Below are 20369 nucleotides of genomic sequence, written 5' to 3' on the forward strand. Positions count from 1 at the left end.
AGGAACCATGGAGCGCAACGTCACGCTCGATTTTGTTCGCGGCGTCGCCATTCTGGGGATCCTGCTATTAAACATCAGCGCCTTTGGTTTACCAAAGGCGGCTTATCTCAATCCCGCCTGGTACGGCACTATTACTCCGTCCGACGCCTGGACCTGGGCGTTTTTGGATCTCATCGGTCAGGTAAAATTCCTCACGCTTTTTGCGTTGCTGTTTGGTGCGGGCCTGCAAATGTTGCTGCCGCGTGGCAGACGCTGGATCCAGTCGCGGTTAACACTGTTAGTCTTGCTGGGCTTTATTCACGGTTTATTGTTCTGGGACGGCGATATCCTGCTGGCTTATGGGCTGGTGGGTTTAATCAGTTGGCGACTGGTGCGCGATGCGCCATCGGTAAAAAGTTTATTTAATACAGGCGTCATGCTGTATCTGGTGGGGATTGGCGTTTTGCTGTTGCTGGGGTTGATTTCTGACAGCCAGACCAGTCGTGCCTGGACGCCAGATGCGTCGGCCATTTTGTATGAAAAATACTGGAAACTTCACGGCGGTGTTGAAGCGATCAGTAACCGCGCCGATGGCGTAGGCAACAGTTTGCTGGCGCTGGGCGCGCAGTACGGCTGGCAGCTGGCGGGGATGATGTTAATTGGCGCGGCGCTGATGCGCAGCGGCTGGCTGAAAGGGCAGTATAGCTTGCGACACTATCGGCGTACCGGTTTTGTGCTGGCGGCAATTGGTGTGCTGATTAATCTTCCTGCCATCGCACTGCAATGGCGGCTGGACTGGGCGTATCGCTGGTGTGCCTTCTTACTGCAAATGCCGCGTGAACTTAGCGCGCCGTTTCAGGCAATTGGCTATGCGTCGCTGTTTTATGGCTTTTGGCCGCAATTAAGCCGCTTCAGGCTGGTGCTGGCGATCGCCTGCGTCGGAAGGATGGCGCTAACCAATTATCTATTGCAAACGCTGATTTGTACCACGCTGTTTTACCACCTCGATTTGTTTATGCAGTTTGACCGTCTGGAGTTGCTGGCGTTTGTGGCTCCGGTATGGCTGACGAACCTGCTTTTCTCTGTTATCTGGCTGCGCTACTTCCGTCAGGGGCCGGTGGAATGGCTCTGGCGTCAGTTAACCTTGCGTGCTGCCGGACCCGCATTATCTAAAACATCCAGATAACGATCTGGATCACATTCATTAACAAAATGACTGTAACCGTTTCCATTGCTGTGACTCGATTCACGAAGTCCTGTATTCAGTGCTGACAAAATAGCCGCCAGCAAGCAGTAATCTACTGCAATCTCATAACAGGTAGTGAATATGATCACCATTCGTGATGTAGCGCGTCAGGCTGGCGTCTCTGTGGCAACGGTTTCCCGGGTGCTCAATAACAGCACGCTGGTAAGTGCCGACACGCGTGAAGCAGTTATGAAAGCGGTGAGTGAGTTGGATTATCGGCCAAATGCCAATGCACAGGCGCTGGCAACTCAGGTGAGCGATACCATCGGCGTGGTGGTAATGGATGTTTCAGATGCATTTTTTGGCGCATTGGTTAAAGCCGTCGATCTCGTTGCCCAGCAACATCAGAAATATGTGTTGATTGGCAATAGCTATCATGAAGCGGAAAAAGAGCGTCATGCCATTGAAGTGCTAATCCGCCAGCGTTGTAACGCATTGATCGTTCATTCAAAAGCGTTAAGTGACGACGAGCTGGCGCAATTTATGGACAACATTCCCGGTATGGTGCTCATCAATCGGGTTGTGCCGGGCTATGCCCATCGCTGTGTTTGTCTGGATAATATCAGCGGCGCCAGAATGGCGACGCGCATGTTGCTGAATAACGGCCATCAACGTATCGGCTATCTTTCTTCCAGCCACAGCATTGAAGATGACGCAATGCGTAAAGCTGGCTGGATGAGCGCGCTGAAAGATCAGGATATTGTTCCGTCGGAAAGCTGGATTGGCACGGGTACACCGGATATGCCAGGCGGCGAGGCGGCGATGGTTGAACTACTCGGGCGCAATCTACAACTTACCGCTGTATTTGCCTATAACGACAATATGGCTGCTGGCGCTCTGACCGCATTAAAAGATAATGGCATTGCTATTCCGTTACATCTCTCAATCATCGGTTTCGATGATATCCCCATTGCTCGTTACACCGACCCGCAATTAACGACCGTGCGTTACCCCATTGCTTCGATGGCAAAATTAGCCACTGAACTGGCCTTGCAGGGGGCAGCAGGCAACATTGATCCGCGTGCCAGCCACTGTTTTATGCCGACGTTAGTGCGTCGCCATTCTGTCGCAATACGCCAGAATGCGGCGGCGATCACTAACTGAGCAAATCAGAGGATGTAACCGCTTTCAATTTGTGAGTGGTTTCACAGTATGTTAACAATCTGGTAGCTATGATTGCACTGTTTTAACGTTGTAACTTGTATGTAACAGTGAGTAATCGCTTTTATCGAGGTTATGGCGTCATCACAACAATTAGAGCCGTTTTATGGAGCGTTACCGGGCATGGAAGAACGAATTTTAAAACGTGAGCTTCGGCGTTCAGTAACACTTCATTAACTATACTGCCCCGCCAAGCATTTATCTCAAGCACTACCCTGCATAAGAAAAACCGGAGATACCATGAACAAGAAGGTGTTAACCCTGTCTGCTGTGATGGCCAGCATGTTATTCGGCGCCGCTGCACACGCTGCTGATACCCGTATTGGTGTGACGATTTATAAATATGACGATAACTTTATGTCTGTGGTGCGTAAGGCTATCGAACAGGATGCGAAAGCAGCACCAGACGTCCAGTTGCTGATGAATGATTCACAGAATGACCAGTCCAAGCAGAACGATCAGATTGATGTGCTGTTGGCGAAAGGGGTGAAGGCCCTGGCAATCAACCTGGTTGACCCGGCAGCTGCGGGTACGGTGATTGAGAAAGCGCGCGGACAAAACGTGCCGGTGGTTTTCTTCAACAAAGAACCTTCCCGTAAAGCGCTGGATAGCTACGACAAAGCCTACTACGTTGGTACTGACTCCAAAGAGTCCGGCATTATTCAGGGCGATCTGATTGCTAAACACTGGGCGGCGAATCAGGGGTGGGATCTCAACAAAGATGGTCAGATTCAGTTCGTACTGCTGAAAGGCGAGCCGGGCCATCCGGATGCAGAAGCACGCACCACTTACGTGATTAAAGAGCTCAACGACAAAGGCATCAAAACTGAACAGTTACAGTTAGATACCGCTATGTGGGACACCGCTCAGGCGAAAGATAAGATGGACGCCTGGCTGTCTGGCCCGAACGCCAACAAAATCGAAGTGGTTATTGCTAACAACGATGCGATGGCAATGGGCGCGGTTGAAGCGCTGAAAGCACACAACAAGTCCAGCATTCCGGTGTTTGGTGTCGATGCGTTGCCAGAAGCACTGGCGCTGGTGAAATCCGGTGCGCTGGCTGGCACCGTGCTGAATGATGCCAACAACCAGGCGAAAGCGACTTTTGATCTGGCGAAAAACCTCGCCGATGGCAAGGGTGCCGCTGACGGCACCAACTGGAAAATCGACAACAAAGTGGTGCGCGTACCTTATGTTGGCGTAGACAAAGATAACCTGGCTGAATTCAGCAAGAAATAAGACTGAACGGGCGCAATAGTTTATTGCGCCCTTATTGTATGGCCAACAAGGTAAAATTATATGGTCAGCTCAACGACTCCGTCATCAGGTGAATACTTGTTGGAAATGAGCGGTATCAACAAGTCCTTTCCCGGTGTGAAGGCTCTTGATAATGTCAATTTAAAAGTTCGGCCACATTCCATCCATGCTTTAATGGGGGAGAATGGTGCGGGAAAATCGACATTATTAAAATGCCTGTTCGGTATCTATCAAAAAGATTCCGGCACCATTTTATTTCAGGGTAAAGAAATCGATTTTCACTCTGCCAAAGAAGCGCTGGAAAACGGCATTTCGATGGTACATCAGGAATTAAACCTGGTATTGCAACGTTCGGTCATGGACAACATGTGGCTGGGGCGATATCCCACCAAAGGCATGTTTGTCGATCAGGACAAAATGTACCGCGAAACGAAAGCGATTTTTGATGAACTGGAAATTGATATCGATCCACGTGCGCGCGTCGGGACATTATCTGTTTCGCAAATGCAGATGATCGAAATTGCTAAAGCGTTTTCCTATAACGCGAAAATTGTGATTATGGATGAACCTACTTCTTCGTTAACCGAAAAAGAGGTTAATCATCTGTTCACTATTATTCGTAAATTAAAGGAACGCGGCTGCGGTATTGTTTATATCTCGCATAAAATGGAAGAAATCTTCCAGTTATGTGATGAAGTCACTGTATTGCGCGACGGTCAGTGGATCGCCACCGAACCGCTGGCAGGGCTGACGATGGACAAGATCATTGCCATGATGGTTGGTCGTTCTCTTAACCAGCGTTTCCCGGATAAAGAAAACAAGCCGGGGGAAGTGATCCTCGAAGTGCGTAACCTGACGTCACTGCGCCAGCCGTCGATTCGCGATGTCTCGTTTGACCTGCATAAAGGGGAGATCCTCGGTATTGCCGGACTGGTGGGGGCGAAACGTACCGATATTGTTGAGACGTTATTTGGCATTCGCGAGAAATCTGCTGGCACCATTACGTTGCATGGCAAAAAGATCAATAACCATAACGCCAACGAAGCCATTAACCACGGATTCGCGTTGGTAACTGAAGAACGCCGCTCAACGGGAATTTATGCCTATCTGGATATCGGATTTAACTCGTTAATTTCCAATATTCGCAATTACAAAAACAAAGTTGGCTTGCTGGATAATTCGCGGATGAAAAGTGATACCCAGTGGGTCATTGATTCGATGCGGGTAAAAACGCCAGGTCATCGGACACAAATTGGTTCGCTTTCCGGTGGTAATCAGCAAAAGGTGATTATTGGTCGCTGGTTACTCACGCAACCGGAAATATTAATGCTCGACGAGCCGACGCGCGGGATTGATGTCGGGGCAAAGTTTGAAATTTATCAGTTAATTGCCGAACTGGCGAAGAAAGGCAAGGGGATTATTATTATCTCCTCTGAAATGCCAGAGTTGTTAGGGATAACAGACCGTATTCTGGTGATGAGCAATGGCCTCGTTTCCGGAATTGTCGATACAAAAACAACAACGCAAAACGAAATTCTGCGTCTTGCGTCTTTGCACCTTTAAGATTAGGGGCTTCCCATGAGTGCGTTAAATAAGAAAAGTTTTCTTACTTATCTGAAAGAGGGCGGTATTTACGTCGTTCTTTTAGTTTTGCTGGCCATTATAATTTTCCAGGACCCAACATTTTTAAGTCTGTTGAACTTAAGTAATATTCTTACCCAGTCATCGGTGCGTATTATTATCGCGCTCGGCGTGGCAGGGTTAATTGTCACCCAGGGAACCGACCTTTCCGCAGGTCGCCAGGTGGGGCTGGCAGCAGTAGTAGCGGCGACGTTATTGCAGTCGATGGAAAACGCCAACAAAGTATTTCCGGAAATGGCGACGATGCCGATTGCGCTGGTTATTCTGATTGTCTGTGCTATTGGCGCGGTTATCGGTTTGATCAACGGCCTGATTATCGCTTATCTCAACGTGACGCCGTTCATAACCACTCTCGGCACGATGATCATCGTTTACGGCATTAACTCGCTCTATTACGACTTTGTTGGTGCGTCGCCGATTTCTGGTTTCGACAGTGGTTTCTCCACGTTTGCCCAGGGCTTTATTGCGCTGGGGAGTTTCCGGCTCTCTTACATCACCTTCTACGCCCTGATTGCGGTGGCATTCGTCTGGGTGCTGTGGAACAAAACCCGTTTCGGTAAGAACATTTTTGCAATTGGCGGTAACCCGGAAGCGGCGAAAGTTTCTGGTGTCAACGTCGGACTGAACCTGCTGATGATCTATGCGTTGTCTGGTGTGTTCTATGCCTTCGGCGGAATGTTAGAAGCCGGACGTATCGGCTCTGCCACCAACAACCTTGGCTTTATGTATGAGCTGGATGCCATCGCGGCGTGCGTGGTGGGCGGCGTATCGTTCAGCGGCGGTGTGGGGACGGTCATTGGCGTGGTGACCGGGGTCATTATCTTTACGGTCATCAACTATGGTCTGACGTACATTGGCGTAAACCCGTACTGGCAGTACATCATCAAAGGGGCGATTATTATCTTCGCCGTGGCGCTGGATTCACTGAAGTACGCGCGTAAGAAGTGATGTGAAGGCGGGCATTGCCGGATGCAACGCTGGCGCGTTTTATCCGGCCTACAATGGGTTCAACATACTGATTTGTATGGTTTTGTAGGCCGGATAAGGCGTTTACGCCGCATCCGGCAATCGGTATCAAATGCCGGATGCGATGCTGGTTCTACAACGTTACCGGATGTTCTTTCTCACCTTTTTTAAACTTCACTTCCCCAAGATCAATACAACCAACCGGGCAGACGTGACCGCAAAGCAAACAACCGACGCATTTCTCGGTATTACAATGTGGCGTGCGCGTTTTCTCATTCCACTCCATTGCCTGATGACCGCCGTCGTAACAGGAAATATAACAGCGCCCACAGCCAACACATTTATCGAGATTGATGTTGGGATAGACGATATAACTGCGGTCTAAATCTTCTGCCGGAACAATATTATGATTCGCCAGCCCCACCATTTCCTGCAACGAGGCAAATCCCTGATCGGCAAGGTAATGCGACAACCCGCTCGTCATATCTTCCACAATGCGATAACCGTACTGCATAATGCCTGTGGTCACCTGCAACGTTGCCGCGCCGAGCAATAAAAACTCCGCTGCATCTTCCCAGGTTTCAATACCGCCGATACCGCTGATCGGGAAATCGCGCAGTTCTGGATGCGTGCGCATTTGCTGAATAAAGCGCAGGGCGATCGGTTTCACCGCTTTACCGGAATAACCGGAAATACTCGATTTACCGTTGACGATCGGCATACCGATTTTCTGATTAAGATCGATATTGGTGATGGATTTGACGGTGTTAATCGCCGCAATGCCGTCTGCGCCGCCGCGTTTCGCCGCCAGCGCCACTTCGCACATATCACCGATATTCGGCGTCATCTTCGCCAGCATTGGCAGCGTAGAACCACGTTTCACCGCTCGACAATATTTCTCTACCAGTTCCGGGCTTTGCCCGACATCGCTCCCCATCGCATGGGAAGTCATTTGCGGACAGGAGAAGTTACACTCGATCATATCGGCGCCAGCTTTTTGCACCAGACGCGCCAGATCTTCCCACTGTTGCTCATTTTCCCCCATGATCGAGGCGATCAATACTTTGTCGGGGTAATCTTCTTTCAGTCGACGCAGGGCAGCCAGATTCTCCTCCAGCGGATGCTCGGCAATCTGCTCCATATTTTTGAAGCCAATAAATCCGGTATCTTCTTTTACCAGATGATCAAAACGCGGCGAGACTTCATTAGCGATAAAAAAACCGATCGTTTTAAATACCACTCCGCCCCAGCCTGTGTCGTAGGCTTTGGCGCACATCTCGTAGCAATTGCCAACCGGCGAAGAAGAGAGGCAGAACGGGTTGGGAAACTTCACGCCGCAAAAGGTAATAGAAAGATCTTTCGTTAACATGAGCAAGCCCCCTCTAAATAATGATGAATCGCCTCGGCGGCTTCTTTCCCGGTCTTCACGGCATAAACTACGGTTTTGTCACCCTCAACAATATCGCCAGCGGCAAACAGTTGCGGGTCGCAGGTCTGGTAATTTTGCGTTTCGATGGTGTTACGCTGTGGTTCCAGTGCGGAAAAAGCAGCAAGTTCGGCATGTTGACCTACGGCGAGAATAATTTTGTCCGCCGCCATCGTTAGTTCACCTGGTAAACGAACATGCTTAAAGGTGACTTTATTGCTGTCTACTGCCACTGGCGTAAAGCCATCAATAATCGATACACCCAATTTCTGGGCGCTGGTGAACTCTTTCTTGCTTGCCGGAAACGCATCTAACTCTTCGCGCGCTACACAGGTCACCGCCTGACAACCAAGAACTTTCAGCGTGCTGGCAACGTCCATCGCGACATCGCCGCCGCCAATAATTAATGCGCTCTGTGGGATGCTGATATCACCTTGCGCCTGGCGCGCGCGTTGCAAGAAATCGACGGCTATTTCAACGTCGCTGTGTTCAAACAGCGGCAGACCAGAACCGCTCGATAACCCCACGGTGACCAGTACCGCTCGGTTTTCTGCTTTCAATTGTTCCAGCGTGAGCGTTTTACCAATCTCGTAATTGCACTTAATGGTCACACCCATTTTTTCGATACGGGCGATTTCTGCATCCAGCACCGATTGCGGCAAACGAAATTGCGGAATACCGTTACGCAGCCAACCACCTGGCTGTGCTTCTTTTTCATAAATCGTGACGTCGTATCCCCGGTTGGTCAGTGTCACACTAGCTTGTAATCCGGCGGGGCCTGCACCAATAATCGCCACTTTGCCGAGCGTTTTACTGCCGGGCTGATAAATTTCCATTCCGGTTTGCTGTTCGAAATCAGTAACAAAACGCTGTAAGCGACCAATATCAATCGGGTCGTCGACCCCGGCTCGTGTACAACCGCGCTGGCATAATTTTTCCGTCGGGCATACTCTGGCGCAAACGGCACCGAGCGCGTTATTTTCGCGAATTGTCTCGGCAGCACCTTTAAAGTTACGAAAATAAATGGAGCGAATAAATTTTCCCGGATCGGTTTGTGCCGGACAAGCCTGACTACAGGGCGCGTCGTGACATAATAAACAGCGAGAGGCTTCTTTAATCGCCAGTAAAGGCGTAAAAGCCGGAGTGAGTTCATCCAGATAATTTTGTTGCGGCATGTGATCTTCCTTAATGCTATAGGTAATTAAGGCGAGCGTTTAGTAAATATATGTACTGATATGAAGGCTAAGCGTGCGGGGAAATTTAAACTGTGAAAAGATTCACAAATAGCTGCGGTTAAGAATGTGATATCCGCAGCTTATCAGGTGAAGTAATAATTATTCTCAATAATTAACTGGAGAGGGGGATATTAACGATAGAAAATAAGATAAATAATCATGCCAACAGATAAAAGTCCGAAACCGCTATACGCCACCATATAAGCAAAGAAGAGCCGCGGATTTTTTTCGCGCCAGACATACACCGGTTCCGGCGAATTTTTAACTCGTTTATCAATCGCGCCAGCACGCCAGCCTTTCCACGCTTCGCGAAAACAAAATACAGGGATCAGGAAAAAAACGGCAACGACAAAAAACTGCTGTACATCCATAACTACTTTCCTTGTTTCTTTTGTAATTCAAGTAACTGCTCGGGCGTGACGGCGGGATAGCCCTGCGCATCTTCCGGCACTTGATGCATTGCCGGAATAGGGACCAATGGACCTAAAAAGCGCGGCTCACGTTTAAAAATATAAAGGTCAGCCAGTGCGCCGAAACGGGCGGCAAATTCGCGAATACGTACCGACCACATATCTTTTGGTGATGGTACGGCATAACACTGGGCCTGAATACCCATATGTAAAGCAATAAATAATGCCCGCTCACAGTGAAAACGCTGGGTGATAATAATGAAATCGTTTGTATCGAACACTTTGCGCGTGCGTACGATGGAATCCAGCGTTCGGAATCCCGCGTAATCGAGAACAATATCAGAGGGGTCGACGCCGGCGGCTATTAAATCTTTGCGCATGGTCATCGGCTCGTTATAACTTTGCAACGCATTATCGCCGCTAAGTAATAGATAGTTCACCTTACCGCTGTTATATGCATTAATCGCCCCCTGAATACGGTAGCGGTAATACTGATTAATGACTCCGGTGCGATAATACTTTGCCGTGCCAAGCACCACACCGACCTGACGGTAGGGGAGATCCTGCAATTCGTCGTAGATATAAGGCGCGGTTTTCCAGCTCATCCAGCGATCGAGGCCGAGCACAGTTAACAGCAGCAAGCCGATCATGACTAACAGGCTGTAGAACACGCGCTTTAACATGCAGAAAACTCGATCTTGGGGAATTTCAATCAGGCTACTTTACCTGCGGGCTTTGCGCAAGAAACGGCAAACTGTTTGCCGGGATTTTCGACACCGGGATAAGTTGGCAAGCCTGATGCGACGCCTGGCGCGTCTTATCAGGCCTACAAAACATACCAGACCAGTAGGCCGGATAAGCGTAACGCATCCGGCATAAGGCTTAAGCGAGGAGAACGCGGTCGATGTTGTTACAACCGAGGGCTTTCAGTGTTGCTGAGGTTGCATCCCATTGAATCAACGGTGCGTCGGCTTTTTCTGCCAGAATCGCGCGCTGAATATCCGGGTAATCATAACCTTTGAGATTCAACAGAATTAACGCGGCCTGTAACGGTGGCAGCGTAGGGTTGAACGCCGCGTTTTCAGCATAACTACCACTGAAAATACGGCCATCTTTACATTCCAGCGCCACTCCGCTGGGAGACTTGCTATAAGGCATGTGTGAACGGTTCGCCGCGGCAATCGCTGCCTGAGAAAGTGCATCGCCAGTTAACGTAAAGCCGTGATCCTGCTCGTCCATCAGCAGCGTTTTAATCTCCAGATCTTTTGGTCCAAAGGCATCCGGCAGATAGTCACGCAGTGCGTGCGCTTCGCGACCTGGTAGATGAATACGCAGATCCAGACCGCTGTTCAGTTCATTCATAAACTGACGGCAGTGACCACAAGGGGTGTAGTTAACGGTAATGGCCGCGAGAACTTTCTCACCGCTTAACCAGGCGTGGCTGATTGCACTTTGTTCGGCATGAACGGTTTGCTGCATTGTTGCACCAATAAATTCCATATTGGCACCGAAATACCATGTACCACTCACGCCGCGTGCAATAGCGCCAACGTTAAAATTTGACAATGGCGTACGCGCACAGGCCGCAGCCAGCGGTAGCAGTGCGAAAGCCAGCGCGTCTTCGTCCAGCCCTGTTGCGCTCTTAAGCGAAGAGACTTGCTCCCCGGTCAACAAAGCGGGGAAGTACTTGTCTGCCAGAATAGGTTCCAGCGCAGATTGCAAGTTATCCGCAAGTTGGGCAAAAGCAGTTTGAAAACGTGGATGCATGGCGTTGCCTCATAATCATGTAATGGGATAACAGTTTACGAACCTGTCATGGCTTTATATGTGATCTGAATCTCATTAATTATGCAACTCGTGAAACTTACATCGAAAATGCGCGACGCATCGCAAATTTTAGCGCATTACTGCCAGGATAATCGGGAAAAGAAACGGTGCAAGCAGCGAGGTAATAATCCCGCATAGCACCAACGCCAGCGAACTAAATGCGCCTTCCTGATAATCCAGTTCGGCACAGCGTGCCGTACCGAGGGCGTGAGAAGCCGTCCCCATCGCCAGACCGCGCGCCGCTTTAGTACGAATACGCATCGCATTAAGCAACGTATGACCAAAGACCGCGCCGAGGATCCCGACGAAAATGACACAAACTGCGCTAATTGCCGGAATACCGCCAATACTCCCGCCGACCGCCATCGCAATTGGCGTAGTGACCGATTTCGGTAAGATTGACGCAGCAATTTCCGGTGAAGCCCCCATCAACAATGCCACGCAAGTCCCCGTGACCATCGCTACCACGCTGCCGACAAAACAGATGGTGATGATTGATTTCCAGCGGGCGCGGATCTGATGCAGCTGTTCATATAAAGGATAGGCCAGCGCGACGACTGCCGGTTGCAGCAGATCGTTTAACACTTCGCTGCCTTTAAAGTAGCTGTCGTAAGAGATACCGGTTAGCAAGAGAAAAGGAATGATCACCACCATTGCCACCAGTAACGGGTTAAGCAGTGGAAACTTATACCGCGCTGCCAGTTTGCGTGCGGCAAAAAAGACAATCAACGTTAGTGGTAATGACCACCAGATATTTGCCATCATTCTTCTGATCCTTTCTGACCTACGACTTTACGTTCACCGTGCACCAGGTGCGAGCTCCAGCTCACCACCAGAAAAACCACCAGCGTACTGACTGCACAGGAAACTACTACCGGGCCAAACTGCGCGCGTAGTAAATCAAAATATTGCATTACGCCTACGCCAATAGGCACAAACAATAGCGCCATATAGCGAATTAAAACGTAACACCCCGGATTGACCCACTTCGCCGGAAGAATTTGCAAGGCCAGCAGGACAAACAGGATTAACATCCCGATGATGCTGCCCGGAATGGTTACCGGTAGCAGGGATGCAATGAAAATGCCTGCATACAGGCAGGCATAAATCAGGACGAAAGCGCGTAAATATTGCCAGATAATGTTCAGTGTCTTACTCATAATCAACACCCCAGATGAGATGGATTCATCATACAATTAATTCGTAAAACGTGCTACCGATCACATTAAGAATTCATCGCTTATTTTTCGCGCCTGGGTATGACGATGTGAGTAGCGAACTCAGGCAAATCTGCTTTTTCGCAACAGCAAGTGTGTTTGCCATAGATCAAGCATAGAAAGGGATTGTAGCTTTGCAGTAATCTCATTCGGCAGACCTTTAATCCGCTGACCGGAGGCGCTAACATAGCGCCTCATTTTTTTGCGGGTGATGATATGCGTGTGTTACTGGCGCCAATGGAGGGGGTACTTGACTCTCTGGTGCGCGAATTGCTGACCGAAGTTAACGACTACGATCTGTGCATCACTGAGTTTGTTCGCGTGGTGGATCAACTGCTGCCGGTAAAAGTTTTTCATCGCATTTGCCCTGAGCTACAAAATGCCAGCCGTACTCCTTCAGGTACGCTGGTGCGCGTACAGTTGCTGGGGCAGTTCCCGCAATGGCTGGCAGAGAATGCCGCCCGTGCGGTGGAATTAGGTTCCTGGGGCGTGGATCTTAACTGCGGCTGCCCGTCGAAAACGGTTAACGGCAGCGGCGGTGGGGCAACATTGCTGAAAGATCCTGAACTCATCTACCAGGGCGCGAAAGCGATGCGCGAAGCCGTACCGGCGCATTTGCCCGTCAGCGTGAAAGTGCGTCTGGGCTGGGACAGTGGTGAGAAGAAATTTGAAATTGCCGATGCTGTTCAGCAAGCCGGAGCGACGGAACTGGTCGTGCATGGGCGGACAAAAGAACAGGGTTACCGTGCAGAGCATATCGACTGGCGGGCGATTGGCGAGATTCGCCAGCGGCTGAATATTCCGGTGATTGCCAATGGTGAAATCTGGGACTGGCAGAGTGCGCAACAATGCATGGCTATCAGCGGCTGCGACGCGGTGATGATTGGGCGCGGGGCGCTCAATATTCCCAACCTGAGTCGGGTGGTGAAATATAACGAACCGCGAATGCCGTGGCCGGAGGTCGTTGCATTGCTGCAAAAGTATACCCGTCTGGAGAAACAGGGAGATACCGGGTTATATCACGTCGCGCGGATTAAGCAGTGGTTGAGTTATTTACGTAAAGAATATGATGAAGCAACAGGATTATTTCAGCATGTGCGGGTGTTGAATAATTCCCCTGATATCGCAAAGGCTATTCAGGCAATTGATATCGATAAGCTGCGATAATAGTGGAATCGCAGCATATTAGAGACAATGAATCGCTTATTCAGCTTCATCGTATTGTTGCGCTCCTTTCATGTGCTAAGCCATATATCGCAACTGGCGCAAGGAGCGCGCAGGGGGCGGCCAATCGCCGCCGCCCCCTGCACCCCCAGGCTCTGGCGAACAAAATCGCCGCTGCGCGGTGCCCTCGGCTTATCCCTTACGGCTACCGGGTCGGGCGCGAGGTAACATCCCTGTAAGACGCGCCCTCAGCCCACATCCATGTGGGCTGCCCCGGCCTCCAGGGAACGCCTCGGCGATTTTGACGCCACCAACACCGGAGCTGTTTGTAAATCAAGTACACAAAACATCTAATACTATCCAGACTACCTATCTGCCATATCTGGTTTATCTGATATTCTAAAATATCATCTTAAATACGCCAGTCACCACCAGTAGCCCAATCAGGAAAATAATCAATACTGCCCAGAGTATAATTTTCATTGGCGTTCCTTTATTTGTGAGTGCTGAATAAGTATAGGTAAAAATGAAACCCTTTGCCGTTATCCATAAACGATTAAGATAAATCAGATGATATCATTCACTTGTTGTATATTTTTCTGGATGTGTCGTTTTATTTCCACTGATGTATTGCCACGCGAAACTAAAAAATATATCGCCACACGCGGTAATCTCCGCGCACCGTTTCTTACCTGATTATTCCCCATGAATCGTGATTCATTTAATGCAGCAAGCGTCTGTTTTCCGCTTTTAATTTTGTTGGCAGGATGTGCGCCTGTACACGAAACTCGTCAGGCGTTAAGCCTGCAAACGCCTGCCACGCAAGTGGACACAGCGTTACCTGCGGCATTGAAAAACGGTTGGCCAGACAGCCAGTGGTGGCTGGAATATCACGATAATCAACTCACTTCCTTAATTAATAATGCAATACAGAACGCGCCGGATATGCAGGTAGCTGAACAGCGCATTCAACTGGCTGAAGCGCAGGCGAAAGCAGTAGCGACCCAGGATGGCCCGCAGGTAGATTTTTCTGCGGATATGGAACGGCAAAAAATGTCGGCTGAAGGGTTAATGGGGCCGTTTGCCCTGAACGATCCAGCAGCTGGTACCACGGGGCCGTGGTACACCAACGGTACTTTTGGTTTAACGGCAGGCTGGCATCTTGATATCTGGGGAAAGAATCGGGCGGAAGTCACTGCTCGACTGGGGACGGTTAAAGCGCGGGCGGCTGAACGTGAGCAGACCCGGCAATTGCTGGCTGGCAGCGTGGCACGCCTGTACTGGGAGTGGCAAACCCAGGCGGCGTTAAACACGGTCTTGCAGCAAATCGAAAAAGAGCAGAACACCATTATTGCGACCGATCGCCAGCTCTATCAGCGTGGAATTACCTCTTCGGTTGAAGGTGTGGAAACCGATATTAATGCCAGTAAAACCCAGCAACAGCTCAACGATGTCGCGGGTAAGATGAAAATTATCGAGGCGCGATTAAGTGCGCTCACCAACTATCAGCAAAGTGCATTGAAGCTACATCCGGTCGCGTTGCCGAAAGTGGCAAGCCAGCTTCCTGATGAACTGGGATATTCCTTGCTGGCCCGGCGGGCAGATTTGCAGGCGGCACATTGGTACATCGAGTCGTCGTTAAGTACCATCGACGCAGCAAAAGCGGCATTTTATCCCGACATCAATCTGATGGCCTTCCTGCAACAGGATGCTTTGCATTTAAGCGATCTTTTTCGTAGCTCCGCCCAACAGATGGGCGTCACGGCGGGGCTGACATTGCCAATATTCGACAGCGGCAGGCTTAACGCCAATCTTGACATTGCGAAAGCCGAAAGCAACTTGTCGATTGCCAACTACAACAAAGCCGTGGTCGAGGCGGTGAATGACGTGGCGCGGGCGGCGAGTCAGGTTCAGACACTGGCAGAGAAAAACCAGCATCAGGCGCAAATTGAGCACGATGCCTTGCGTGTGGTGGGGCTGGCGCAGGCGCGATTTAACGCGGGTATCATCGCGGGTTCCCGCGTTAGTGAAGCCAGGATTCCGGCGCTTCGCGAACGAGCCAACGGCCTGCTTTTGCAAGGGCAATGGCTGGATGCCTCCATTCAACTCACCAGTGCGTTGGGCGGGGGCTACAAACGCTGAGGCTATGCGCTTTCTGTACTTAACGTTTAGTCAGCGTCAGGCGGAGAACCCAGTGGCACAGGTCGCGATTATTACTGCTTCTGATTCAGGGATAGGTAAAGCGTGCGCGTTATTACTGGCGCAGTAATGTTTTGATATTCAATGGGTAATATTTTTGTAGGCATGATAAGACGCGCAAGCGTCGCATCAGGCATAGAGCACCTGTTGCCTGATGCGGCCTGAACGCCTTATCCGAGACAACGGCTTTACGCCTGATTATCTGGCTTTTTCTTCCCGCGCCGTTTCAGCCACCAGCGAACACCAACCACCAGAGCCACAGCCAGAATCAACCAAACCCAGTGCTTTAGATGCTGGTCAAGATCGTGCAACCACGGTGCAATCACCTGGCCACCTGCGTAGCCAATGGTGGTAAAAATCAGCGCCCAGGCAAATGCGCCGAGAATATTCAGCGGTAGAAATATTTTCGGCGGAAGCTGACTGGCGCCAATCAGCGTCGGACCAATCACCCGAAAGCCATACATAAAACGTGTACCAATAACAAACAGATACGGATGACGTTGGATCAGCTTTTGGGCATGCTCGATTTTGTCCTGATGTTTTGAGAAGCGTCGTAACAGCTTGCCGCCAAACTGCCGTCCACACAGATAAAGCGCTTGGTCGCCAATCATGCCGCCAAGTGCTACGGAAAGTACCACCAGCGGGAATTTCAGTAGCCCCTGATGTACGGCAACACCACCGAGCAAGGTGACGGTTTCACCTTCAGCCAGACTGCCAAGTACCAGCGCGGCATAACCATATTGTGAGATGAGTGTATTGAGATCCATAAGCCAGTCTGTCTCCCTTTGGTTGCCTGTAAGCATACACCCAGTGAATTATTTGCGCAGAAAAAGCCCCACTGTGTGGCGCACTAATTTAGTAATCGCACAAAAAATAATCACAAGCTGACTTATACTTGAACTGTCAGGTTCATGAACTCACAACAAGGGGGCGGTATGAGCCATGTCTGGGGGCTGTTTTCCCATCCCGATCGTGAAATGCAGGTGATTAATCGTGAAAACGAAACGATTTCTCATCACTACACCCACCACGTTTTGCTGATGGCGGCGATTCCGGTGATTTGCGCTTTCATTGGCACCACGCAAATCGGCTGGAATTTTGGCGATGGTACTATCCTGAAGTTATCCTGGTTTACCGGACTGGCTTTGGCTGTCTTGTTTTATGGCGTTATGCTGGCTGGGGTCGCGGTGATGGGGCGAGTCATCTGGTGGATGGCGCGCAATTACCCACAGCGCCCGTCGCTTGCGCACTGTATGGTCTTCGCGGGATACGTCGCGACGCCGCTGTTTTTAAGCGGTCTGGTAGCGCTTTACCCGCTGGTCTGGCTGTGTGCTCTGGTCGGCACGGTGGCGCTGTTTTACACGGGGTATCTGCTTTATCTCGGTATTCCAAGCTTCCTGAATATCAACAAAGAGGAAGGTCTTAGCTTCTCCAGTTCGACACTGGCGATTGGCGTGCTGGTGCTGGAAGTCCTGCTTGCCCTTACCGTCATACTATGGGGGTACGGTTATCGTCTGTTCTAGAAAGTTCTTTTGTGCTGCATTGCTGGCGTAAATGTCAGCAACGCAGCATTTCCTCACGATTCTCCTTTGACGACCGCACTTTTTGCTCGTTATGATGGCTTCGCTAGCCTCAGTAAATCCTTACTCCGGCGGTGCGCAACCCGTGCGCGTGAACCACTATTTGAATGCTCATCATGCCGAAATTTCGAGTTTCTTTATTTAGCCTGGCCCTGATGCTGGCTGTGCCTTTTGCACCGCAGGCCGCTGCGAAAACGGCAGCCGCTGCCACCGCTTCGCAGCCGGAAATTGCTTCCGGTAGCGCGATGATTGTTGATCTCAATACCAACAAAGTGATCTATTCGAACCACCCGGATCTGGTGCGTCCGATTGCCTCAATCACCAAATTAATGACCGCGATGGTTGTGCTGGATGCGCGACTGCCGCTGGATGAAAAATTAAAAGTAGACATCAGCCAGACGCCGGAGATGAAAGGGGTCTATTCGCGCGTACGACTGAATAGCGAAATCAGCCGCAAAGATATGCTGCTTCTGGCGCTGATGTCCTCAGAAAACCGCGCGGCGGCGAGCCTGGCACATCATTATCCTGGCGGTTATAACGCGTTTATTAAAGCAATGAATGCGAAAGCAAAAGCTCTCGGGATGAACAACACGCGCTTTGTTGAACCGACCGGGCTATCGGTGCATAACGTTTCAACTGCACGTGACCTGACCAAATTGTTGATTGCCACCAAACAGTATCCGTTGATCGGTCAGTTAAGTACCACCCGTGAAGATATGGCGACCTTCTCTAACCCGTCGTATACGCTGCCGTTCCGCAATACTAACCATCTGGTGTATCGCGATAACTGGAATATCCAGCTAACCAAAACCGGCTTTACCAATGCAGCAGGGCATTGCCTGGTGATGCGCACGGTTTTTAATAATAAACCGGTGGCGCTGGTGGTGATGGATGCGTTTGGCAAATATACCCATTTTGCCGATGCCAGCCGCCTGCGTACATGGATTGAAACCGGCAAAGTAATGCCCGTTCCGGCAGCGGCGTTGAGCTATAAAAAACAAAAAGCCGCCCAGATGGCGGCGGGGCAGACGGCACAAAACGATTAAGTTTAATCACTGTTGGTATTGCCTGATGCGACGCTTGCGCGTCTTATCAGGCCTACAAAATGCGCCGTACCTGTAGGCCGGATAAGGCGTTCACGCCGCATCCGGCAGTCGGCGCACGATGCCTGATGCGATGCTGGCGCGTCTTATCAGGCCTACAAAATGTGCCGTACCCGTAGGCCGGATAAGGCGTTTACGCCGCATCCGGCTATATTTACTTCACTTCCTGCCAGTTTTTCCGTTTACTGGTTTTACCGATCCCAGGATTCATACTGTTGGTCGGATCATTCTCGCGATAGAACTTCTGCAGCGTCTCCGGTGCTTTATACAAATGACCGACGTTATGCTCGGCAGGATATTGCGCGCCGCGCTGGCGTAACAATTCCAGCATCTGTTCCTTCAATGCATGCACATCCACGCCTTTCTTAACGATGTAATCCTGGTGGAAGACATAGCACATAAAATGCCCGTAATAGAGCTTATGCACCAACTGACTGTCGATTTCCGGCGGCAGATGTTCATACCACTCGGTGTCATTACGCCGCAGAGCAATATCCAGTGCCAGAATGTCTTCGACTTCATCGGAATGTACCGCCTGATAACGTATCGCTGCACCCGCAGCCGCGAAACGGTGTAAAAACGCTTTATTACCTTCCTCCGGCGTACAGACAAAGAAATCGCCTTCGGCCTGTTTGAAAAAATCTACCAGCCAGGATTTTGCTTCGCCCACGCCATCCCCCGCCATTTTTAACAGCAGATGATGTTCATATTTATCGCGCCAGCTTTTCATGCGCGGCGGCAAATGACTGGGGAACAAATGACTGAATTTCTGCATGGCGAGGTCGGTAAAGTGTGGGCGGAAGAACTTTACCTTCTCCAGCATCGCATCGGTACGTCCCTTGATATTAAAGAATAGCGGCATCTTGTCGGTGCCTAGCTTATCGATCATCAGGAAGGTGTCTTTGCCGTATTTTTCTGCAATATCGTAGATATCCCGGTGCATGTATTCCCCGGCAACCGGCAGGTTTTTAAAATTGGCCAGAATATGGCGGCGGAGCTCGGTCAGTACTTCCGGCTGATTGGTGCCGATATAAAACACCTGCTGGTTTTTTTCCGCTTCGAAGGTGTCAAGACGTACCGCGAATACTGCCAGTTTTCCGGCGCAACCGGAGGATTCAAACAGGCGATCCGGGTCGGCGTTATAACGTGCGGGAGTGTCGGCTTCAATATCTCGTACGCGGTGAACATAGTCATAATCATGAGCGTGGCGGCCATCGTGGCGCACATCATCTTCTTTGATGCGATCGTCATCCAGCTTACTGAGGATTTGTTCCGGCGTTTCGCCCAGATCAATCCCCAGATGGTTAACCAGCGTCAGCTTGCCGTTTTCATCTATGCGCGCGAACAACGACATTTCGGTATACGCCGGGCCACGCTGCACCAGCGAGCCGCCGGAGTTATTACATATGCCGCCAATAACCGATGCGCCAATACACGATGAACCAATCACCGAGTGCGGTTCGCGACCTAATGGTTTGAGGGCTTTTTCCAGCGAATAGAGCGTGGTGCCAGGATATGCCAGCACTTGTTCGCCCTTACCGAGAACATGCAGCTTGTCGAGGCGCAGGGTGCTGATGATAACGATATCGCGATCATAATCGTTACCGTTTGGCGTGGAGCCTTCGGTCAGACCGGTATTGGCGGCCTGCATCAGAATAATTTTGTCGGCGGTGACGCAGGCTTTCAGTACTCGCCACAATTCCAGTAGCGAGCCAGGAAGAACAACGGCCAGTGCGTCACCCTGACCGGAGCGGAAGCCCTTGCGATAGCGGGCCGTTTTTGCGGGATCGGTGAGCAGGTGTGAATGACCGACCAGACGGGCAAGTTCATTCAAAAAGGTTTTATTATCAGTTGTTGTCATGGAAGACATTTTCCACTCCTTGTGGTGGCGAAAAAATATCACCAACTAGAATAGCTCCTTGTATGACAATTCAGCGAGTGAATATTTTGAGAATTCA

The 20369-nt window shown here is 50.4% G+C and carries 19 protein-coding genes and 1 pseudogene; 10 read left to right on the top strand and 10 right to left on the bottom strand.

The features are described 5' to 3' along the window. Nucleotides 1-7 precede the first annotated feature (7 nt). The 5 genes from yeiB (at nucleotide 8) to mglC (ending at nucleotide 6232) form a co-directional block, all read left to right on the top strand. On the top strand, nucleotides 8-1165 hold the full coding sequence (gene yeiB / locus A9180_RS05195) for a DUF418 domain-containing protein YeiB (protein ID WP_064526834.1): 1158 nt from the start codon (nucleotides 8-10) through the stop codon (nucleotides 1163-1165). 141 nt (nucleotides 1166-1306) lie between these two features. Continuing rightward, nucleotides 1307-2329 (top strand): HTH-type transcriptional regulator GalS, encoded by a 1023-nt coding sequence (gene galS, locus A9180_RS05205; RefSeq protein WP_064526837.1) that lies wholly within the window; start codon nucleotides 1307-1309, stop codon nucleotides 2327-2329. Between the two features lie 297 nt (nucleotides 2330-2626). After that, nucleotides 2627-3625 carry a galactose/glucose ABC transporter substrate-binding protein MglB gene (gene mglB, locus A9180_RS05210; protein WP_001036964.1) on the top strand — a complete coding sequence of 333 codons (999 nt, stop codon included), beginning with the start codon at nucleotides 2627-2629 and terminating at the stop codon, nucleotides 3623-3625. Between the two features lie 60 nt (nucleotides 3626-3685). Continuing rightward, nucleotides 3686-5206: a galactose/methyl galactoside ABC transporter ATP-binding protein MglA gene (mglA, locus tag A9180_RS05215; protein WP_064526839.1), complete on the top strand. Its 1521-nt coding sequence runs from the start codon at nucleotides 3686-3688 to the stop codon at nucleotides 5204-5206. Nucleotides 5207-5221: 15 nt separating this feature from the next. Continuing rightward, on the top strand, nucleotides 5222-6232 hold the full coding sequence (gene mglC / locus A9180_RS05220; RefSeq protein ID WP_001275121.1) for a galactose/methyl galactoside ABC transporter permease MglC: 1011 nt from the start codon (nucleotides 5222-5224) through the stop codon (nucleotides 6230-6232). Between the two features lie 151 nt (nucleotides 6233-6383). On the opposite strand, the gene preA is transcribed toward mglC, so the two are convergent. The 7 genes from preA to A9180_RS05255 form a co-directional block, all read right to left on the bottom strand. After that, nucleotides 6384-7619 (bottom strand): NAD-dependent dihydropyrimidine dehydrogenase subunit PreA, encoded by a 1236-nt coding sequence (preA, locus tag A9180_RS05225; RefSeq protein ID WP_064526841.1) that lies wholly within the window; start codon nucleotides 7617-7619, stop codon nucleotides 6384-6386. After that, nucleotides 7613-8851, bottom strand: a complete 1239-nt coding sequence (preT, locus tag A9180_RS05230; RefSeq protein WP_064526843.1) for an NAD-dependent dihydropyrimidine dehydrogenase subunit PreT — start codon at nucleotides 8849-8851, stop codon at nucleotides 7613-7615. Before preT ends, preA begins: the two co-directional genes overlap by 7 nt. A 191-nt stretch (nucleotides 8852-9042) precedes the next feature. After that, on the bottom strand, nucleotides 9043-9282 hold the full coding sequence (locus A9180_RS05235; RefSeq protein WP_064526844.1) for a DUF2542 family protein: 240 nt from the start codon (nucleotides 9280-9282) through the stop codon (nucleotides 9043-9045). A 2-nt stretch (nucleotides 9283-9284) separates the two neighbouring features. After that, nucleotides 9285-10004 carry an outer membrane permeability protein SanA gene (gene sanA / locus A9180_RS05240; RefSeq protein WP_064526846.1) on the bottom strand — a complete coding sequence of 240 codons (720 nt, stop codon included), beginning with the start codon at nucleotides 10002-10004 and terminating at the stop codon, nucleotides 9285-9287. A gap of 199 nt (nucleotides 10005-10203) precedes the next feature. Then, nucleotides 10204-11088, bottom strand: a complete 885-nt coding sequence (gene cdd, locus A9180_RS05245) for a cytidine deaminase (RefSeq protein ID WP_064526848.1) — start codon at nucleotides 11086-11088, stop codon at nucleotides 10204-10206. A gap of 129 nt (nucleotides 11089-11217) precedes the next feature. Next, nucleotides 11218-11913, bottom strand: coding sequence for a CidB/LrgB family autolysis modulator (locus A9180_RS05250; RefSeq protein WP_064526850.1), 696 nt, complete (start codon nucleotides 11911-11913; stop codon nucleotides 11218-11220). Next, the gene (locus A9180_RS05255) at nucleotides 11910-12308 is read right to left on the bottom strand and encodes a CidA/LrgA family protein (protein ID WP_064526852.1); all 399 of its coding nucleotides are present in this window, start codon (nucleotides 12306-12308) and stop codon (nucleotides 11910-11912) included. The genes A9180_RS05250 and A9180_RS05255 overlap by 4 nt, the downstream gene beginning before the upstream one ends. Nucleotides 12309-12581: 273 nt before the next feature. On the opposite strand from A9180_RS05255, the gene dusC reads away from it, so the two are divergent. Next, nucleotides 12582-13532 (top strand): tRNA dihydrouridine(16) synthase DusC, encoded by a 951-nt coding sequence (gene dusC / locus A9180_RS05260; RefSeq protein WP_064526854.1) that lies wholly within the window; start codon nucleotides 12582-12584, stop codon nucleotides 13530-13532. 396 nt (nucleotides 13533-13928) lie between these two features. Here dusC and yohP read toward each other — a convergent pair whose 3' ends face one another. Next, complete coding sequence (gene yohP, locus A9180_RS24695; RefSeq protein WP_000691708.1) at nucleotides 13929-14012, bottom strand: small membrane protein YohP; 84 nt, start codon at nucleotides 14010-14012, stop codon at nucleotides 13929-13931. Nucleotides 14013-14234: 222 nt separating this feature from the next. Between yohP and mdtQ the strand changes: the two genes are divergently transcribed. Both mdtQ and A9180_RS24700 read left to right on the top strand, forming a co-directional pair. Then, nucleotides 14235-15671, top strand: a complete 1437-nt coding sequence (gene mdtQ, locus A9180_RS05270; RefSeq protein WP_064526856.1) for a multidrug resistance outer membrane protein MdtQ — start codon at nucleotides 14235-14237, stop codon at nucleotides 15669-15671. Between the two features lie 52 nt (nucleotides 15672-15723). Then, a pseudogene (locus tag A9180_RS24700) lies at nucleotides 15724-15795 on the top strand (hypothetical protein); the annotation flags it as partial. 121 nt (nucleotides 15796-15916) lie between these two features. Here A9180_RS24700 and A9180_RS05275 read toward each other — a convergent pair. Next, the gene (locus tag A9180_RS05275) at nucleotides 15917-16495 is read right to left on the bottom strand and encodes a DedA family protein (protein ID WP_064526857.1); all 579 of its coding nucleotides are present in this window, start codon (nucleotides 16493-16495) and stop codon (nucleotides 15917-15919) included. A 168-nt stretch (nucleotides 16496-16663) separates the two neighbouring features. Here A9180_RS05275 and A9180_RS05280 point away from each other — a divergent pair, with 168 nt between their 5' ends. Beyond that, on the top strand, nucleotides 16664-17251 hold the full coding sequence (locus A9180_RS05280) for a Yip1 family protein (protein ID WP_001295454.1): 588 nt from the start codon (nucleotides 16664-16666) through the stop codon (nucleotides 17249-17251). A gap of 173 nt (nucleotides 17252-17424) precedes the next feature. After that, on the top strand, nucleotides 17425-18354 hold the full coding sequence (gene pbpG / locus A9180_RS05285) for a D-alanyl-D-alanine endopeptidase (protein ID WP_064527004.1): 930 nt from the start codon (nucleotides 17425-17427) through the stop codon (nucleotides 18352-18354). Nucleotides 18355-18565: 211 nt separating this feature from the next. Here the strand turns inward: pbpG and dld are convergent, their stop codons facing one another. Further along, nucleotides 18566-20281: a D-lactate dehydrogenase gene (dld, locus tag A9180_RS05290; RefSeq protein WP_064526859.1), complete on the bottom strand. Its 1716-nt coding sequence runs from the start codon at nucleotides 20279-20281 to the stop codon at nucleotides 18566-18568. Between the last annotated feature and the right edge of the window lie 88 nt (nucleotides 20282-20369).

The organism is Escherichia sp. B1147 (genome assembly GCF_001660175.1).
GTDB classification, from domain to species: Bacteria; Pseudomonadota; Gammaproteobacteria; order Enterobacterales; family Enterobacteriaceae; genus Escherichia; species Escherichia whittamii.

Excerpts from the sequence above, each read along its gene's own strand:
- mglB (WP_001036964.1), top strand. The coding sequence starts at position 2,627 with ATGAACAAGAAGGTGTTAACCCTGTCTGCTGTGATGGCCAGCATGTTA.
- dld (WP_064526859.1), bottom strand. The coding sequence starts at position 20,281 with ATGTCTTCCATGACAACAACTGATAATAAAACCTTTTTGAATGAACTT.
- dusC (WP_064526854.1), top strand. The coding sequence starts at position 12,582 with ATGCGTGTGTTACTGGCGCCAATGGAGGGGGTACTTGACTCTCTGGTG.
- A9180_RS05235 (WP_064526844.1), bottom strand. The coding sequence starts at position 9,282 with ATGGATGTACAGCAGTTTTTTGTCGTTGCCGTTTTTTTCCTGATCCCT.
- A9180_RS05250 (WP_064526850.1), bottom strand. The coding sequence starts at position 11,913 with ATGATGGCAAATATCTGGTGGTCATTACCACTAACGTTGATTGTCTTT.
- preA (WP_064526841.1), bottom strand. The coding sequence starts at position 7,619 with ATGTTAACGAAAGATCTTTCTATTACCTTTTGCGGCGTGAAGTTTCCC.
- sanA (WP_064526846.1), bottom strand. The coding sequence starts at position 10,004 with ATGTTAAAGCGCGTGTTCTACAGCCTGTTAGTCATGATCGGCTTGCTG.
- pbpG (WP_064527004.1), top strand. The coding sequence starts at position 17,425 with ATGCCGAAATTTCGAGTTTCTTTATTTAGCCTGGCCCTGATGCTGGCT.
- mglC (WP_001275121.1), top strand. The coding sequence starts at position 5,222 with ATGAGTGCGTTAAATAAGAAAAGTTTTCTTACTTATCTGAAAGAGGGC.
- yeiB (WP_064526834.1), top strand. The coding sequence starts at position 8 with ATGGAGCGCAACGTCACGCTCGATTTTGTTCGCGGCGTCGCCATTCTG.
- mdtQ (WP_064526856.1), top strand. The coding sequence starts at position 14,235 with ATGAATCGTGATTCATTTAATGCAGCAAGCGTCTGTTTTCCGCTTTTA.
- A9180_RS05280 (WP_001295454.1), top strand. The coding sequence starts at position 16,664 with ATGAGCCATGTCTGGGGGCTGTTTTCCCATCCCGATCGTGAAATGCAG.
- A9180_RS05275 (WP_064526857.1), bottom strand. The coding sequence starts at position 16,495 with ATGGATCTCAATACACTCATCTCACAATATGGTTATGCCGCGCTGGTA.
- mglA (WP_064526839.1), top strand. The coding sequence starts at position 3,686 with ATGGTCAGCTCAACGACTCCGTCATCAGGTGAATACTTGTTGGAAATG.
- galS (WP_064526837.1), top strand. The coding sequence starts at position 1,307 with ATGATCACCATTCGTGATGTAGCGCGTCAGGCTGGCGTCTCTGTGGCA.
- cdd (WP_064526848.1), bottom strand. The coding sequence starts at position 11,088 with ATGCATCCACGTTTTCAAACTGCTTTTGCCCAACTTGCGGATAACTTG.
- preT (WP_064526843.1), bottom strand. The coding sequence starts at position 8,851 with ATGCCGCAACAAAATTATCTGGATGAACTCACTCCGGCTTTTACGCCT.
- yohP (WP_000691708.1), bottom strand. The coding sequence starts at position 14,012 with ATGAAAATTATACTCTGGGCAGTATTGATTATTTTCCTGATTGGGCTA.
- A9180_RS05255 (WP_064526852.1), bottom strand. The coding sequence starts at position 12,308 with ATGAGTAAGACACTGAACATTATCTGGCAATATTTACGCGCTTTCGTC.